Source organism: Halomonas citrativorans, from assembly GCF_900163645.1.
In the GTDB taxonomy this organism is placed as follows: Bacteria; Pseudomonadota; Gammaproteobacteria; order Pseudomonadales; family Halomonadaceae; genus Vreelandella; species Vreelandella citrativorans.
This window is the reverse complement of the sequence record NZ_FUKM01000050.1, coordinates 46,535-61,444: the sequence shown is the minus strand read 5'-3', so window position 1 is coordinate 61,444 and position 14,910 is coordinate 46,535. Positions and strand designations below refer to the sequence as shown.

Genomic DNA, 14,910 nt, shown 5'->3' with positions numbered 1-14,910 from the left:
GGTGGGTGGTTAACGTCAGTTGCTGAGTCATTCAGCAACTGACGTGCATTGGTTAAAGCACGGAAGCGCCTACTTGTACTAGCCCAAACATGCCGACGCCTGCTGCCACCGGCCAACCCAGTGAACGCACGCGCAGCCATACCAGTAGGGTAACCAGCAGTCCAATCGCGGTTGCGGTCCAGGAAATCGTACTTGGGTTAACCGGTACAATAGAAACGCCCAGCACCGCTGCAATCATTAGCGGCCCTAAAATACCCAGCCACTGAGGCATGTTGTTGATGCCGCTATCACTGCCTAAGCGGCGCTGCATCCACAGAAAAGGGACGACGCGTATGAGTAGCGTACCCAATGCCGAGGCAATAACCGCTAACCAAAGTCCGGTACTCATAACGCACCCTTGCTGGATTCAAACTTGACCATATAGAAGCAGAGCGCGCCGCAAGCAGCCGCAAGCGGGATGGCGACGTTGGCCCAGCCATATAGCGTAAAAAAGAGTGCGGGTAATATGGCCCCGCTGAGTGCGAGCGACCAGCGTTTGTCGGTAAATCGCGGTGCTACCATGGTTAAAAACAGCGCGGGCAGGGCGAAAGGCATAATCTCACCCAGCAGAGGCCAGCGAGCGGTGAACGCCTCTCCCGCCGTCGCCCCTACGATAGTCCCTATTATCCAGGCGCCCCAGGCGAGGAGCGATGCTCCCAAAAACCAGCCGAAGCGCTCCGGTTTATCCAAGTGAGGAAGCCGCGTTAAGGCTAAAGCAAACACCTGGTCAGTAAGGCCGTGCATAAGCCAGGGCCAGTGACGGCTCTGAGGCAATAATGCGGCCAAGTTAGGGCCATAAACCACATGGCGTACGTTGATCAATAGCGTCATGGCGACAACCAGCCAAAGCGGCGAACCCGCCGCGATCATACCAACAAAGAGAAACTGCGAGGCTCCGGCGTAGATCAACAGTGAAATAGCGGCGGCCTCCCATGTGGTGAAGCCCGCTTGTGTCGCCACCAGGCCGAACGAGAGTGAGACCGGTATATAGCCGCCCAGTAGCGGAATGGCTTCTCGTGCGCCTTTTAGCGCTGAGTGAGTTAATACTTGGCTCATGGTGTATCACCTTTTTCACCATAGGTGATGGTCAGAACCATGGTGGCTTCTGCCGCATGGGTACGATAAATGTGCGGCTGGTCGGCAGGGAAGGTCAGGGTTTCACCGGGGGTAAGCTGCGTGGTGTTACCTTCCGGCCCAGCTTCCAGCCAGCCGCTAATAAGGGTAAGTGATTCTTGGGTGCCTGGCGTATGCGCTTCAGCCAGGCGCAGCGTGTTGGGTGTGCAGCGCATCCAGTAGGCATCCACTTGGGGAGAGTCTTTGCCTTGGTCAATGAGGCGTACCTGCACGCCGTTTTCGCCTAGCGGAACGGTAATCGGCGCTACCAGAGTGCCAAAGGGAATGTTGAGCTGAACGGCCAGCCGCCAGATGGTATCCAGCGTTGGGTTGCCGTTGCCTTGTTCAAGCCGACACAAATTGGATTTAGCCATACCGGCGGCGTTCGCCAACTGAGAAAGCGAAAGGCCTTGTTGCTGGCGCAGCGACTGTAAATGCTGGCCCAACGTATTAAGTGAAAGCTTATCCATGAAGAGTGTCTCGTTGTTCTTTATATAGAACGTTCTATATAAAGAACACTTGTTTGTCAACCTGAGCGTTATAAAGCGCTTCGCCGCTTGAGCGAGTGGTGGGTGATGCTAACCGCAAGAAGCCAAATACCAAAACGGCCCGTTTTGAAGTCATGATCCAAAACGGGCCGTTGGTATTTATTGGCCTTCTCTTAACAGCGGGAGCGTGGCTGTTAAGAGAAGGCTGAACGCTCTAAATTTAGGCGCTGGTCTTTGCCTCTTTAGCTCGGCAAGCAGCCGCGGTAAACAGTACGTCGGTTGAGGAGTTAAGCGCCGTCTCTGTGGAGTCCTGCACCACGCTGATCACAAAGCCAATCGCAACCGCCTGCATAGCCACTTCGGTAGGGATGCCAAACAGGTTAGCGGCCATCGGGATCAACATTAGCGAGCCGCCCGCCACGCCTGAAACGCCGCAAGCCGCCAGTGCGGATACGATGCATAGCAGTAGCGCGGTGGGGAAATCGACGTTGATGCCTAAGGTATGTGTCGTGGCCAGCGTAATGACAGTGATAGTGATGGCCGCGCCACACATGTTGATGGTGGCACCCAGCGGAATAGAGATGGAGTAGGTGTCGGGGTCTAGCTTCAGGCGGCGGCAAAGCTCAAGGTTAATCGGAATGTTGGCAGCAGAGCTACGCGTGAAGAAGGCGGTGATCGCGCTGCCACGCAGGCAGGCAAAGACCAGTGGGTAAGGGTTTTGACGAGTGGCGATGTACACCAGCAGTGGGTTGCTCACCAGCGCGACAAACAGCATGCAGCCCACAATAACGGTTAATAGCTGAGCATAATTAAGCAGCGCTTCGATACCTGACTCGGCCAGCGTACCGGCCACCAGGCCAAAGATACCCAGTGGAGCAATGCGAATAACCAGCGCCACAATCCGTGAAACGGCGTCAGAAAGATCGCTAAGGGCAAGGCGGGTGGTTTCGCTGGCTTGGCGCAGCATTAAACCCAAACCGACGGCCCAGGCAAGAATAGCAATAAAATTACCTTCCATCAGCGCAGTAACAGGGTTAGCGACCGCATTCAGCAGTAGGTTTTGCAGTATCTGAAAAATATTTCCGGGCGGGTTACCACTTACCTGTTCTGCGTTAAGAGACAACTCAGTGGGAAACAAAAAGCTCGCGGCTACCGCAATCAGTGCCGCTATCAGCGTACCGACGATATACAGCACCAGCACCGAACGAATATGCGTAGGCTGCCCCTGCCTATGCGCGGAAATAGCGGCTGCCACCAGAACAAAAACTAAAATAGGCGCAACGGCTTGAAGGGCGGCAATGAACAGCTGACCCAGTAGCGCTACATCACCGGCAATCGCGGGTGCAAAGATTGCGAGCAGCGTACCTGCCACGATGCCAATTAAAATCTGCGGGATAAGGCCCAGCTGTAAAAGCGGGCGGAAGAAGCCAGTGGCGGTTGCAATCATCGCGCGTCACTCTGGTAGTCGAATAGGAATGGGCATACGTAGACGCCTCCGGAAAGGGGCAGCATTCTATCACCTGCCGCTATCCTGCGGGCTTTTCGCGCGTAAGTTTCTTCGAGTGGGGTATTAAGGAGAGTAATCACTGCGCTTGGCAACACTGGTATTGCTTTGTATGTCAGCCCTGTAAGTGCAAAAAAAAGCTGGGAGGAGAATGTGCTGAGAAACGATGTTTTAATGAGCGGGGATACGCAGCGGGTAAGACTGACCGATTAAACGAATACTACCCTTGCCGCCGAATAAAAGAGGCAAGGGTAGGGCTGAAAAGCAGTACTTTGATAAGTAAATAATTAGGCAGCGACTATTGCCTGACGAGGTGTCTTGCTAGAAACCGCAGCAACGGCACTGGCTATCATGGCATAGCCTTTGTCAGTTAGCTCAATCACGTCGGGGGAGGAGCCCCATTTCAAAAGCATTTCGTCTAGCTGATGCTCTGCTGTTTCAAACTGGCTACAGTGGCAGAGCAGCTTAGCGATGGTGTAATCGCATTCTGGGGTGTCGAACATTTCATCCTTGATTTCTTGAATAGCAAGTTGAAGACCTGCTTGGGAAATCTCTGATAGATGGATATGTTGCATGCCACTACTCCTTGTGAATGCTGAGTTTATTTGTACGTAAATTGTACTCTTCAAGAGTAATATAGGTTTTCTTCAGAAGCAAACCCCTAAAGGAATTATTGCCTCTTCTCGCTCTTATGCTTTCGCCCAATAAAAATCCCGCTACGATGAGTAGAGGGATTTCGCTGCCTTCCCTATCGCTATTACAGAGGTAACGTAGCGATCAATGTGACTACGCAGCCCGATAAAAAAGCCAGTGAAGCAAGTTTTGTCATTTCTGCTTCTTGGTTTTTTTAACGTCTACATCGCTGTTCTGTAAGTTGTTTTTCAATATTCTCACGACTGCATGGTTTTGCTCTATTGAAAGATGTTGACGCATCACCTTGACTCTTTGAGCGTTGCAGTTAGTAACCCCTGATCCCCGCTAATCCAAAGCCCGTACCCTTGGGCCATTTCACTGCATTTTTAAAGTATCGTTTCTGAAAGACCGCTTCAGGTTTCAGCATAGACCACGATCGGTAAAAAACGACTTAATAAAAGCTATACAAAAAGTTAATTTTTTTGCCATCAATATGTCACCAAGGCAAAGCCTGTGTTGATGGGTGACGCTTGAAAACCCGATGTTTTTTCCAGATTTTCGACTGACAGCACACAGCGATAGACATTTTTGGCAATAACCAAGGTGCCTGCTGTTCCAGGCTATACGACTAACGTTGTTAGACTTTGGTTGTAATTATGAGTGATTTACTGGACTAATGTCCTATTGCAGTGAATAAAGGGCGCCACGAAATCGTTGAGCCCTTCTCAGCCTGGGTAAGTTGCTCACTATCAATCTACTTTTTTGCTCACCTGACGGCGGTGTTTTTATAATGCGCAGAGTTGCCATGATGACCGTGTGGGACCAGCTATGGTATTCCCACGATCAAGCCAAGAAACTGCTGATGTGTGCGTTACCCTCAACGCATGCTTCCAGCACCTCACGTCCTTCCGCCGCATCCGGTAGTGGTCAGTCCCAAGGCAGCGGGCCATCTCCACGCCCACCTGCCTACAATAAGCCCCAAACAGTAGGGCTTGTACTTGGGCCGCTGCTGTTTGCTTTGGTTGCGCTGTTTTTTCATCCTGCTGATTTAAGTTTTGAAGGCCGCATGGTCTTGGCAACTACGTTGTGGGTCGCTGTTTGGTGGATTACTGAGGCTATCCCTATCCCGGCAACGTCGTTATTACCCATTATATTGCTGCCTATTACGGGCGCATTGGATGGAAGTACGGTTACGGCTGCTTATGGAAATCCTATTATTTTTCTTTTCCTGGGCGGGTTTATGATCGCACTGGCCATGGAAAAGTGGGACCTGCACAAGCGTATTGCACTGACGATTATTTCCGTGTTGGGCACCAGTATTAACAGTATCGTGTTTGGCTTTATGGCTGCCACTGGGTTTCTTTCCATGTGGGTGTCGAATACCGCCGCGGTCATGATGATGCTGCCGATCGGCACCGCGATCGTCTACCAGGTGAGCCAGGAACTGGGTAAAAACGGGGGCGAGGTTGATAGCAAGGAAATTGACAAGTTCAGTAAAGCGCTAATTTTTGGTGTAGGTTACGGCGGCACTATTGGTGGGTTAGGCACGTTGATTGGTACACCGCCGAACATCATTTTAGCTGCGGTCGTGAATCAGCTTTTTGGTGTTGAAATCTCCTTTGCCAGCTGGTTAATGTTTGCCTTCCCGGTGGTTATCGTGCTGCTGGTGTTGGGTTGGTTGATGCTTACCTATCTGATTTATCCGATTAGTTTTCGTAACCTTCCCGGCGGTAAGGAGCTCATCAAGAAAGAAAAGGATGCGCTAGGCAAGATCTCATTTGAAGAGAAGGCCGTTCTGGGGGTGTTCATTTTTGCAGCGTTTTTCTGGATTACGCGCTCTTTCTTATGGCAAGGCCAGATTATTAATATTCCAGGCATCAGTGATGCCATGATAGCGATCAGTGCTGCGATATTACTGTTCCTGCTTCCCTCCAAAAACAAAGGCGGCTGTCTGCTCAACTGGGATATCGCGCGGGACGTACCGTGGGGTATTTTACTGCTATTTGGAGGCGGCTTGGCCATTGCGGCAGGATTCGGGTCTTCAGGTCTGGCTGGCTGGATTGGCAACCAGATGAGCGTGCTCCAGGGAATGAATTTCATTCTGGTCATTCTGCTGGCGACCGGTATAGTGCTGTTTCTTACGGAAATTACCTCCAATACAGCAACGGCAACCATGATTTTACCGGTACTGGCATCGCTGGCGCTGGCGCTAAATATTCACCCGTTTGCTTTGATGGTACCTGCTGCCATGGCGGCCAACTGTGCCTTTATGTTGCCGGTGGGGACGCCGCCCAACGCGATTATCTTCGCAACCGGCAAAATCAAGATCACCGAAATGGTACGTAACGGTTTCGGCCTGAATATTATCTCCATGCTCCTGATTACGGCGGCTGTATACTTCCTTTTACCGATGCTATGGGGGGTTGATCTGACGGTCTATCCCGAAGCTTTCCGCCACTAAAGCGCTCTTTTAATCGCTTTTGATCAAAGCCCTTATCCATCGATAAGGGCTTTTTTTATGCACATCGTTCGTACTCGTTTATTGATGACGCTATTGTTGTTGAAAGTTATTGTTGGAAAAGACAACTTAATATTTTAGAAAAAGAGCGCGGCGGTTATTGGGTTGACACTAAACCTGTCAGGATGAAGAATCGATTCATAAATGATAAGTGCATGTTGGGAATGTAAGGGAAAGAGGCCGCCTGCAAATATTACGTCCTATAACGATGTGGCTCAGGCGTCTGTCGTCTTTTGTTCCTGTTCCATACCATCGCCTCAACAAGGAAAAGAAATGGATAGCGCTGGCGTCTCGACTTCATAAAAGTGTCTGGAGTGAATAAGAGACGTTTGCTGACCGCTTCTGTCCGATTGCTTACTACCGAGCCCTGTCAATAATGGTGATTAGACCTTACGATTTCGCAACCTGTGCTCTTGGCCGTTTCAGGCTGAGTATTTTGACGTCTGACCCTGGCCGGGTTCGGCTTCGCTTGGCTGTGCGCGCAATGCTCACGATGGGGCTTGTCTGCCTAGCGCTTCTCCTTCTTCATCGCTGGTTTCCCATGCCTGTGCCAGCCTATGCCGTTGCGATGCTCACTGCGCTTCAAGGAGCGGTGGCGATAAAAGATGCGACGGCTGGCAAACGCGCTGTTTCCCGCGTTTTTGCCGCACTCTGCGGCTTCGCCGTCATTGCGGCGATTTCGCTAGTTGAACACTCGATTCTTCACATTAGTGCCGTGCTGCTTGGGGTTATTTTTTGGGCAGTATTTATACGCCAGTTTGGCGCTCGCTGGCAGGGCGTCGGCGCGTTCACCTTTATGTGCGGTGTCATTGCTGCCTTTTTGAAGGCGCCTGATACGGACCTAATGGATATCGCTATTTCATTAGCGTTATCAGGCTTTATCGCTCATTTCGTCCGCAATTTTGTGCTGCCGGAACGGCCCATTCAGGATTTTGAACGGGCGATACGCGCCTCCCTGCTTTCTGCAGACCGGTTGCAGGTCGGGGTCGCACGTTCGCTGCAGGCTGGCATGGCGATTGACTTGCGTGAAACGACCCAACTTGCGCGCCGGGCGCAGGAGGCGGCTTTCTTATGCGAAAGCTATCTACCCGCAATGTCGGAAGCAGTCGATGTCAAATTAGCCGACCTACTGGCGATGCGGCTGTTTGACCTGAGACTTGCTATCGAAAGGGTGCTCGATGACGCACTAAAAGTTGATCATAAGACATCCGGCCCCGAGCTTGCCGTGCTTGAAAAGCAGCTCACTGAGCTGCGGGATATTGAAGTAAAAGTGCGTGCCGATGTCGCTTCTATCGGTACTTCCTCTTCGGCTTTATCCCCCAAACGCCCGCCCTCGGTGCCTGCCGCGGCCCCATCGCCGCGCGGAAGCCTTCTGGCTAATCCATTCTTCAGGCAAGCTGTTCAGGTAACACTGGCGTCCGCCATTGCCATGACAGTGGGTCTCGTGTTGTCTCCGGAAAGATGGTTCTGGGCGGTGATGACGGCCTTCTTGATCTTCTCCAATACTCAGTCGCGGGGTGCTGTCGCCGTTCGTGGGCTTAATCGGGCACTGGGTACTGCCGTGGGCATTTGCGTGGGTATTGGGCTTGCTACCCTGGTGCATGGCAATCTCTACTGGACCATTCCGCTGGTGACGATCTCGATCTTTGCAGCGTTTTATCTGATGATGCTCTCTTACGCGATGATGACGTTTCTAATCACCATCGCTCTTTCGCTCATCTACGGAATTCTGGGGGAGTTTACGCCGGGGTTGCTTGTCCTGCGTCTGGAAGAAACGTTGGTGGGTGCCTTCGCTGGAATCATCGTCTCGCTTGCCGTCTTGCCGCAGAGTACTCGCGGGCAGGCACGCCAGGCATTTGATCGCTTTCTATCCGCGTTTGAAAAGCTACTGGGGGATATTGTCGCCGAAGAGGGCGACGCGAAGCGTCATTCACGCCTGATAGCATCCGTCACCGCGCTTGATACAGCACGGGCGAGCTTCGTTGATGCTGCAAGCCCTATGCAAAGCTTCATATCGTTCGGAGCGACGCACCGGTGGGCCTACCAGAATTTGAAATACGCCTCGACCCTGGCGTACGCCGCGCATCTGCTGGAGCGTCGGTTTAGCCATGTTTCGCCGAATGAGCAAGAGCAGCAAGCAATCGCCGGTATTCGCGCTCGGCTTGCCCACCCGGCCGAGAATAATCTTGAGACGCCCGCTTTAGAAAACCCTGTTCAAAATAACCTGTCGGCGTCAGTGGTGAACGACTTAGCGGCCAACGACTTAGCGGCTAACGACTCTGCGGATGACACAGCCGCTTATGCGATCACTCTGATACATCAGACGCTGGATCGGCACGACAATGCGCCATGAGGCTTGGCCTGTGATTCAATATTAAAACGCCGCCGTGGGTTCACCGGTTTATACCCAAAATGTCTTAACGGCGCTATTTGGTTTAGCATCTACAGCAGGAGCAACATCTAACATTTTTGCATGAGAAAACCATGTCCATTCAGCACATCCAGTTCAGCCTGCGTGAAGCACATACTGCCCTTGAGAATCTCTTATCCAATCAAGCGGCATTGGCGACTATTGAGCAGGCCGCAGGCATTTTGATTGATACCTTTGAGAGAAAAGGACGCGTTTACTCGTGCGGTAATGGTGGCTCGATGTGTGATGCCATGCACTTTGCTGAAGAGCTAACGGGGCGTTACCGGAAAGATCGAGCAGCACTGGGCGCCGCAGCTATTAGTGACCCCGGCCACATGAGCTGTGTGGGTAACGACCTCGGCTATGAACAGGTGTTTTCACGCTACGTTGAAGCGCATGGTCGATCAGGCGACTGCTTGTTGGCGCTTAGCACCAGCGGTACCAGCAAGAATGTTGTAGCGGCCGCGCATACTGCTAAAGAGCAGGGGCTTAAGGTGATTATTTTATCCGGTAAACGAAGCCCTGAGCTTGAGGCACTCAGTGATGTGTATATTTGCACGCCAGCAGGTGATTTTGCCGACCGGGTTCAGGAGCTTCATATCAAAATATTACATATTCTGATTGAGCTTATTGAGCGGCACTTTTTTCCGGCTAACTACGTATAAGAGACGTTATTAGCGAGGGTGCTTATATCAGCTAAAAAACGCCGTATGGTCAGCAAGTACCCCAAAACCGATCCCGCTCAGCACAATTACCGAAAGATAGAAGCTAAGTAGTTAAAAAATAAATTTTATTTCAGTAAAATAGTATAGCTTTGGCTAACTATCACTGCATGGGGTGAGTTAACCGCAAAAGCCTATAAGGTAAATGCGGGCCTGGCCCAGTTAACATGCCGTAAACGACACGCTGCGAATGAGTGCCGTGACCTGCATGCCTTTTGCTAACCCCATCTCATCCCATGATTTACGCGTTAGCCGGGCTCGTAAGAAAAACCGGCCGATGCTTAAACGCAGCTCCACTGTGTAAGGCGCTTCAGGGAGGGTGATGAAATCAGTGATGGTGGCGCTGAGCTGGTTGCGATAACTAGTGTTGGCCGGTGGGGTAAGCGCTAGGGCAATATCCCGGGCCAGAATACGTACCCGTAAGTGGCTGCCAATCGGCGCTGAAGTACCAGGCAGTACCAGCTGATAATTGTCATCAAGCGCTAAATGGGTCAGGCCATACGCGGTTTCATGGGCGACTACTTCGCCTTGCAGTAGCGAGGCCGCATCAAATCCCCCCAGTTCATGGGTTAGATCAAAGCGCTGGAGCAGGGCGCCTAGTTTGTCGCTGGCGCGAACCTGTCCGGCTTTCATTACCACCAAGTGATCGGCAATCGCCGTGATCTCTTCGGCATCATGGCTAACGTAGATCACCGGAATATCCACCTGCTGGGTGAGCCGGGTGATGTAGCGCAGCAGCTCCTCTTTGCGCGCGCCATCAAGCCCGGTAAGCGGCTCATCCATGAGGAGTAGTTGGGGCTCGCTCAGTAGCGCTCGGCCAATTGCCACACGGCGAGCTTCACCACCTGAAAGCGTGCCGGGCATGCGCTCCAGCAAGGCTTCGATACCCAATAGCTCCACTATCTCAGCAAAGCGCTGCGCGGCCGGCTTACGCATGCCGTAGGTTAAATTGCCACGCACGCGGTAGTGCGGAAACAGGCGCGCTTCTTGAAACACAACGCCAATACGCCGACGGTGCGGCGGTACGAAGATGCCTTGCCGAGTATCCAGCAAGGTCTGCTCGCCCAGTGTTATGACGCCCTGTTTTGGCCTTTCAAGCCCGGCTATCAGCCTAAGCAGGCTGGTTTTTCCGCTGCCGGAGGGGCCAAAAAAGCCGCTTACGCCTGTCGCGGGCAGGTTGAGTGCAACTGAAAGATGAAAAGCCCCCAACTGCTGTTCAACCTGCAGTTTGAGTCGTGGGTCGCTGGCCTGAGGAGTAGTCGTTACGTTAGCCATCGCGTTCCTGTAGGCGTTGTCGGGTGCGTCGGGCCAGCCACTCAGAAGCAATCAGCGAAACCAGCGCAATGGCAATGGCAATTAAGCATAGTCGCGCGGCGGCGGATTCCTGGCCGGGGGATTGAATCAGGGTGTAAAGCGCCAGTGGCAGGGTGCGGGTTTCTCCAGGAATGTTGGAGGCAAAGGTAATCGTTGCGCCAAACTCGGAAAGCGCCCGGGCAAAGGCGAGTACCGTGCCGGTTAGCAGGCCAGGCACGGCGAGCGGCAGCGTAATCGTGGTAAATACCCGCCATCGGCTAGCGCCCAGCGTGCTGGCAGCGGCCTCAAGCTTCGGGTCCACTGCCTCAAGCGAGAGCCTGAGGGCGCGCACCAGCAGCGGAAATGCCATTACGCCGCTGGCGACCGCAGCGCCTTGCCAGGTAAACGGCAGTGATACTCCCAGTGTGCTATACAGCCATTGGCCAATAACGCCTTGTCTACCCAGCGTCACCAGCAATAAATAGCCGACTACTACAGGCGGTAACACCAGTGGCAGGTGAATCAAGCCGTCCACCACCGCTTTACCGCGAAACTCAAAGCGCGCCAGCCACCAGGCTACCGCAATACCCGGAGGTAGAATCCAGGCGATGGCGGCCAGCCCGATTAAAAGGCTCAGGCGGATAACTTCCCACTCAGCAGGCGAAAGGCTCACCGGGCATCCATACCTGTATCAAATCCGTACTGTGCAAAGATGCTCAGTGCTTCTTCGCTCTCAAGCCATTGGCGTAAAGCAACCGCTGCATCGTTCTGCTCGGCGTTGATCAAGGCAATCGGGTAGGTGATAGGCGCATGCGTTTCAGGCGGGAAAAGCCCCAATACTCTTACTTGTTGGCTGGCTAATGCGTCGGTTTGATACACAACACCCGCAGGCGTTTCCTGGCGCTCCACCAGTGTAAGGGCTGCGCGTACGTCGTTGCCACGCGCAAGCCTTGGGAGTAGCTCCTCCCATTCACCTAGCGCTTCAAGCGCCTGTTGGGTGTAGATGCCTGCCGGCACATGGTCCGGGTCGCCGACCGAGAGTCGATCCCGCTCACCCAGCAGTGTGGCGATGCGGGCGTCTTCGCCAGGTGTGAAGTGCTTGGGCAAGTCAGAGCTTGCCGAAACCAGCGCCAAGCGGTTGTACAGTAAATCACTGCGCTTTTGAACATTAATGTCTTGGGCTTCCAGCCAGTCCATCCACTCAACGTTTGCTGAAATAAACAGCGCCGCTGGGCTACCGTTGGCAATTTGGCGGGCAAGGGTGGAGGAGGACGCATAGATAGGCGTTACAGCCACGTCGTGCTGCGCTTCATAGGCCGCGATAGCTTCGTTAAGCGCATCGGTAAGCGAAGCTGCCGCCGCCACTTGAACATTTGCCGCTGCATAACTTGCGGTAGGTATAACCATCATGAGCAGGGCGGCTATAAAGAGGCGGTAAATGGCGAGATTGATCATACTGTTACGGTCCTTGTGCGCATCTTCTTGAGGGTTAATGTAACGCTTTTATCGTGATCTAATCCAGGAGACGGTATCCAACATTGGCCATACGCACGGGTGGTGTGCCCTTGGTCATTGCGTCAGCAACGTTTAAACAGAGTAACAACCGCGAACTGCCAAGCATTTTGTGTATCTAATCCTCGATTAGTCAGTATTTATCAAATGAGCTGTTATAGGGAAAAACATGAAAAAAAACATGATTCAGGCAGGTGTTGTTGCCTTATTGACAGGTATGTTGTTACCACCGGTCGCCACTGCCGCCGATGATTTATGTGAAAGCAAGGCAGCCGATGTTCGTGAGCAGTTAGCGCATGCCCAAGCTCAGGGTAATCAGCATCGAGAAGAAGGCCTGCAGCGCGCATTAAATGCGATTGACGATAACTGCACGAATGAAAGTGTATTAAATGATGCAACGGATGAAGTAAAAGAGAGCCTTGCAGAGGTTCAAGAGCGCCAAGCGGAATTTGAAGAGGCGCTCAATGAGGGGGAAGAAGCTGACATTGAAAAAAGGCGCGTTAAGCTGGAAGAGGCAACGCTTGAGCTAGAACGCCATACCGAAGAATTGAATGTGTTACAGCAGCAAATTAGCGAGTAAATCATTGGGCGCTATGCCAAGCATAGCGCCCATCAGTAGCAGGGTAAGTAACGTGCAGGTCATTAAAGTGCTTAGCGTCGGCGCTGTTGATAAAGCCACCAGGTGTCGATGCCAAAGGAGTAGGCAAGTGAGAGTAGCGCGCTAAACGCCAACAGGCTCGCAACGAGCGTGGGCGTCAGTGGGGTGAGCGCCAATAGTAGGGCGGATACTTGCCAAACGCACACCACTTTACGGCGTATGCTGGCAAATAAAGGGGCTGAAAGCCACGTAAAGTGCCAGCTAGCCACCACAAATAAATAGCGCATAACGCCAATCAAAAGCACCCACAGCCCTAACGATTCAAGTTGAATTAACCCCACACAGAGCAACAGGATAAGCAGCGCATCCAGCTCCATATCAAAACGAGCGCCAAACGTGCTATAGCTCTGCGTTTTTCTGGCTATCCAGCCGTCCACGCCATCCAGCATCAGCGCGGTGGTCGCGATAACAAGCCATAGCCAAATGGCATGAGTGAATGCATTGTCGGCCAGCGCCCCCGCCACTAACGCGACTAATACGGCGCGCAGTAACGTTATTCTGTTGGCCCAGCCAAGTGCACCACCCGACCAGAAAATCAATACGAAAAGGCTAATAAACGCATACGTGCCAAACGCTAGCCCCCAGTTCAAAGCCGTTACCGTCAATGTGGGTAGCAGGCTGCCCAGCCCCAGCAATAGCAAACTGCCCACCGCTAGTTCGCTGGCGCTGTAGAGGCGGCTCGATAAAAGATGGCTAGAAGCGAGCGTGTTAATTCGAACCATTGTGTCTCGCAAAGCGGATACCCCGCCCGCAGTCAATTGATGGGTGAGCCTGTTTTATATATACACTTCTTGTACGTGGCTCTGCGGTTGTCTACCCCATTAATCATAGCGTATTGATGTCCCTGAAAAGTACCTGCGTACATTTTTAACCGTTCTTAAACGAAATTGGCGCTCGCATTCATCGACCTGTGTCTTTTCTGGGCTAAGCTTTAAGGTACGCCACAAAAATTTCATACGTTGGCCATGCCAGATTAACGGCAGAGGTGCCCAGCTGATTGGATGAAAACGCGAATAATAGGGAAATGACATGTCGGCGAACGATACGGCCACTGCCTTCTGGGTAACGCGCCCAAGGGTCGGCGAGCTTAAAAAAGAGACGCTTACCAGCGTAGGGGAGGAAGACGTACGAGTACGTGCCCTGTTCAGTGGCGTTAGCCGTGGCACTGAGTCGCTGGTATTCAATGCCCGCGTACCCGAAAGCGAAGTGGAGCGTATGCAGGCCCCTTTTCAGGCAGGTAGTTTTCCCGCGCCGGTCAAGTATGGCTACTGTAGTGTCGGCGTTGTTGAGAAAGGGCCTACGCACCTGCTTAACAAGACGGTATTTTGTCTTTATCCCCATCAGGACCGCTATGTCGTTCCTGCTTCCGCCGTATTACCTATTCCTGACAATATACCGGCACAGCGCGCCGTGCTGGCCGCCAACATGGAGACGGCCATTAATGGCGTTTGGGACGCCGAGCCTATGCTTGGGGAGCACGTTAGTGTTATCGGGGCCGGTGTTGTAGGCGCCCTGGTGGCCTACCTGTGTTCACAGATCCCCGGTGTGAGCGTCACGCTTATTGATATTAACCCGAAGCGCCAGGTGCTCGCCGAGCGTTTAGGCTTTGCCTTTTGTACCCCCGAACAAGCGCCCGTTAATCAGGACTGCATCATTCACGCCAGCGGCCACCCCGAAGGCTTACGCCAAGCGCTATGCCAGGTAGGCAACGAAGGCCGAATTATCGAAATGAGCTGGTTTGGCGAAGGGGAGGTGAGTATCCCCTTGGGCGGCGCGTTTCATTCACAGCGCCTTAGCCTCCGCGCCAGCCAGGTGGGCCAGCTACCCGCTAAATTGCGCCCGCGCTGGGGCTTCCAGCGCCGTTTAATGTTGGCCTTGAGCCTGTTAAACGATAGCCGATTAGACACACTGATTAGCGGTGAGAGCGACTTTGACGCCTTTCCCCAGCTTGCTCCCGAACTCTTTTCTGCGGGCAGTGATGTGCTATGCCACCGCCTTCGTTACCCCTCTCACGCTTAAT

General features: G+C 52.8%; 14 protein-coding genes. 5 read left to right on the top strand and 9 right to left on the bottom strand.

The window, feature by feature from the left end:
* Positions 1–52: 52 nt before the first annotated feature.
* From CZ787_RS12830 to CZ787_RS12810, 5 genes are all read right to left on the bottom strand, one after another.
* Entirely contained in the window at positions 53–388 is a 336-nt protein-coding gene (locus CZ787_RS12830; protein ID WP_087109813.1) for an AzlD domain-containing protein, read from the bottom strand.
* On the bottom strand, positions 385–1,095 hold the full coding sequence (locus CZ787_RS12825; RefSeq protein WP_087109811.1) for an AzlC family ABC transporter permease: 711 nt from the start codon (positions 1,093–1,095) through the stop codon (positions 385–387). The genes CZ787_RS12830 and CZ787_RS12825 overlap by 4 nt, the downstream gene beginning before the upstream one ends.
* Positions 1,092–1,622, bottom strand: a complete 531-nt coding sequence (locus CZ787_RS12820) for a helix-turn-helix domain-containing protein (RefSeq protein ID WP_087109809.1) — start codon at positions 1,620–1,622, stop codon at positions 1,092–1,094. The genes CZ787_RS12825 and CZ787_RS12820 overlap by 4 nt, the downstream gene beginning before the upstream one ends.
* A 238-nt stretch (positions 1,623–1,860) precedes the next feature.
* The gene (sstT, locus tag CZ787_RS12815; RefSeq protein ID WP_087109807.1) at positions 1,861–3,087 is read right to left on the bottom strand and encodes a serine/threonine transporter SstT; all 1,227 of its coding nucleotides are present in this window, start codon (positions 3,085–3,087) and stop codon (positions 1,861–1,863) included.
* Between the two features lie 344 nt (positions 3,088–3,431).
* Positions 3,432–3,719: a hypothetical protein gene (locus tag CZ787_RS12810; RefSeq protein WP_087109805.1), complete on the bottom strand. Its 288-nt coding sequence runs from the start codon at positions 3,717–3,719 to the stop codon at positions 3,432–3,434.
* A gap of 866 nt (positions 3,720–4,585) precedes the next feature.
* Here CZ787_RS12810 and CZ787_RS12805 point away from each other — a divergent pair.
* From CZ787_RS12805 to CZ787_RS12795, 3 genes are all read left to right on the top strand, one after another.
* Positions 4,586–6,238 (top strand): DASS family sodium-coupled anion symporter, encoded by a 1,653-nt coding sequence (locus CZ787_RS12805; RefSeq protein WP_087109844.1) that lies wholly within the window; start codon positions 4,586–4,588, stop codon positions 6,236–6,238.
* A 493-nt stretch (positions 6,239–6,731) separates the two neighbouring features.
* On the top strand, positions 6,732–8,648 hold the full coding sequence (locus CZ787_RS12800; protein ID WP_176372221.1) for an FUSC family protein: 1,917 nt from the start codon (positions 6,732–6,734) through the stop codon (positions 8,646–8,648).
* Positions 8,649–8,779: 131 nt separating this feature from the next.
* A complete protein-coding gene (locus tag CZ787_RS12795; protein WP_087109801.1) occupies positions 8,780–9,370 on the top strand; it encodes an SIS domain-containing protein in 591 nt (196 codons plus the stop codon).
* 219 nt (positions 9,371–9,589) lie between these two features.
* Here the strand turns inward: CZ787_RS12795 and modC are convergent, their stop codons facing one another.
* From modC to modA, 3 genes are read right to left on the bottom strand one after another with little or no spacing between them, the layout of a single operon-like run.
* The gene (gene modC, locus CZ787_RS12790) at positions 9,590–10,702 is read right to left on the bottom strand and encodes a molybdenum ABC transporter ATP-binding protein (protein ID WP_087109799.1); all 1,113 of its coding nucleotides are present in this window, start codon (positions 10,700–10,702) and stop codon (positions 9,590–9,592) included.
* Positions 10,695–11,393, bottom strand: a complete 699-nt coding sequence (gene modB / locus CZ787_RS12785) for a molybdate ABC transporter permease subunit (RefSeq protein WP_087109797.1) — start codon at positions 11,391–11,393, stop codon at positions 10,695–10,697. The genes modC and modB overlap by 8 nt, the downstream gene beginning before the upstream one ends.
* Positions 11,390–12,175, bottom strand: a complete 786-nt coding sequence (gene modA, locus CZ787_RS12780; protein WP_087109795.1) for a molybdate ABC transporter substrate-binding protein — start codon at positions 12,173–12,175, stop codon at positions 11,390–11,392. The genes modB and modA overlap by 4 nt, the downstream gene beginning before the upstream one ends.
* Before the next feature lie 226 nt (positions 12,176–12,401).
* On the opposite strand from modA, the gene CZ787_RS12775 reads away from it, so the two are divergent.
* A complete protein-coding gene (locus CZ787_RS12775) occupies positions 12,402–12,812 on the top strand; it encodes a DUF1090 domain-containing protein (protein WP_087109793.1) in 411 nt (136 codons plus the stop codon).
* Positions 12,813–12,883: 71 nt separating this feature from the next.
* Here the strand turns inward: CZ787_RS12775 and CZ787_RS12770 are convergent, their stop codons facing one another.
* Positions 12,884–13,612 carry a CDP-alcohol phosphatidyltransferase family protein gene (locus tag CZ787_RS12770; protein ID WP_087109792.1) on the bottom strand — a complete coding sequence of 243 codons (729 nt, stop codon included), beginning with the start codon at positions 13,610–13,612 and terminating at the stop codon, positions 12,884–12,886.
* A 307-nt stretch (positions 13,613–13,919) separates the two neighbouring features.
* Here CZ787_RS12770 and CZ787_RS12765 point away from each other — a divergent pair, with 307 nt between their 5' ends.
* Positions 13,920–14,909 (top strand): zinc-dependent alcohol dehydrogenase, encoded by a 990-nt coding sequence (locus tag CZ787_RS12765; protein WP_087109791.1) that lies wholly within the window; start codon positions 13,920–13,922, stop codon positions 14,907–14,909.
* Position 14,910 lies beyond the last annotated feature (1 nt).

Coding starts and splice junctions, on each gene's coding strand:
- CZ787_RS12830 (WP_087109813.1), bottom strand. CDS start 388: ATGAGTACCGGACTTTGGTTAGCGGTTATTGCCTCGGCATTGGGTACG.
- CZ787_RS12825 (WP_087109811.1), bottom strand. CDS start 1,095: ATGAGCCAAGTATTAACTCACTCAGCGCTAAAAGGCGCACGAGAAGCC.
- CZ787_RS12820 (WP_087109809.1), bottom strand. CDS start 1,622: ATGGATAAGCTTTCACTTAATACGTTGGGCCAGCATTTACAGTCGCTG.
- sstT (WP_087109807.1), bottom strand. CDS start 3,087: ATGATTGCAACCGCCACTGGCTTCTTCCGCCCGCTTTTACAGCTGGGC.
- CZ787_RS12810 (WP_087109805.1), bottom strand. CDS start 3,719: ATGCAACATATCCATCTATCAGAGATTTCCCAAGCAGGTCTTCAACTT.
- CZ787_RS12805 (WP_087109844.1), top strand. CDS start 4,586: ATGACCGTGTGGGACCAGCTATGGTATTCCCACGATCAAGCCAAGAAA.
- CZ787_RS12795 (WP_087109801.1), top strand. CDS start 8,780: ATGTCCATTCAGCACATCCAGTTCAGCCTGCGTGAAGCACATACTGCC.
- modC (WP_087109799.1), bottom strand. CDS start 10,702: ATGGCTAACGTAACGACTACTCCTCAGGCCAGCGACCCACGACTCAAA.
- modA (WP_087109795.1), bottom strand. CDS start 12,175: ATGATCAATCTCGCCATTTACCGCCTCTTTATAGCCGCCCTGCTCATG.
- CZ787_RS12775 (WP_087109793.1), top strand. CDS start 12,402: ATGAAAAAAAACATGATTCAGGCAGGTGTTGTTGCCTTATTGACAGGT.
- CZ787_RS12770 (WP_087109792.1), bottom strand. CDS start 13,612: ATGGTTCGAATTAACACGCTCGCTTCTAGCCATCTTTTATCGAGCCGC.
- CZ787_RS12765 (WP_087109791.1), top strand. CDS start 13,920: ATGTCGGCGAACGATACGGCCACTGCCTTCTGGGTAACGCGCCCAAGG.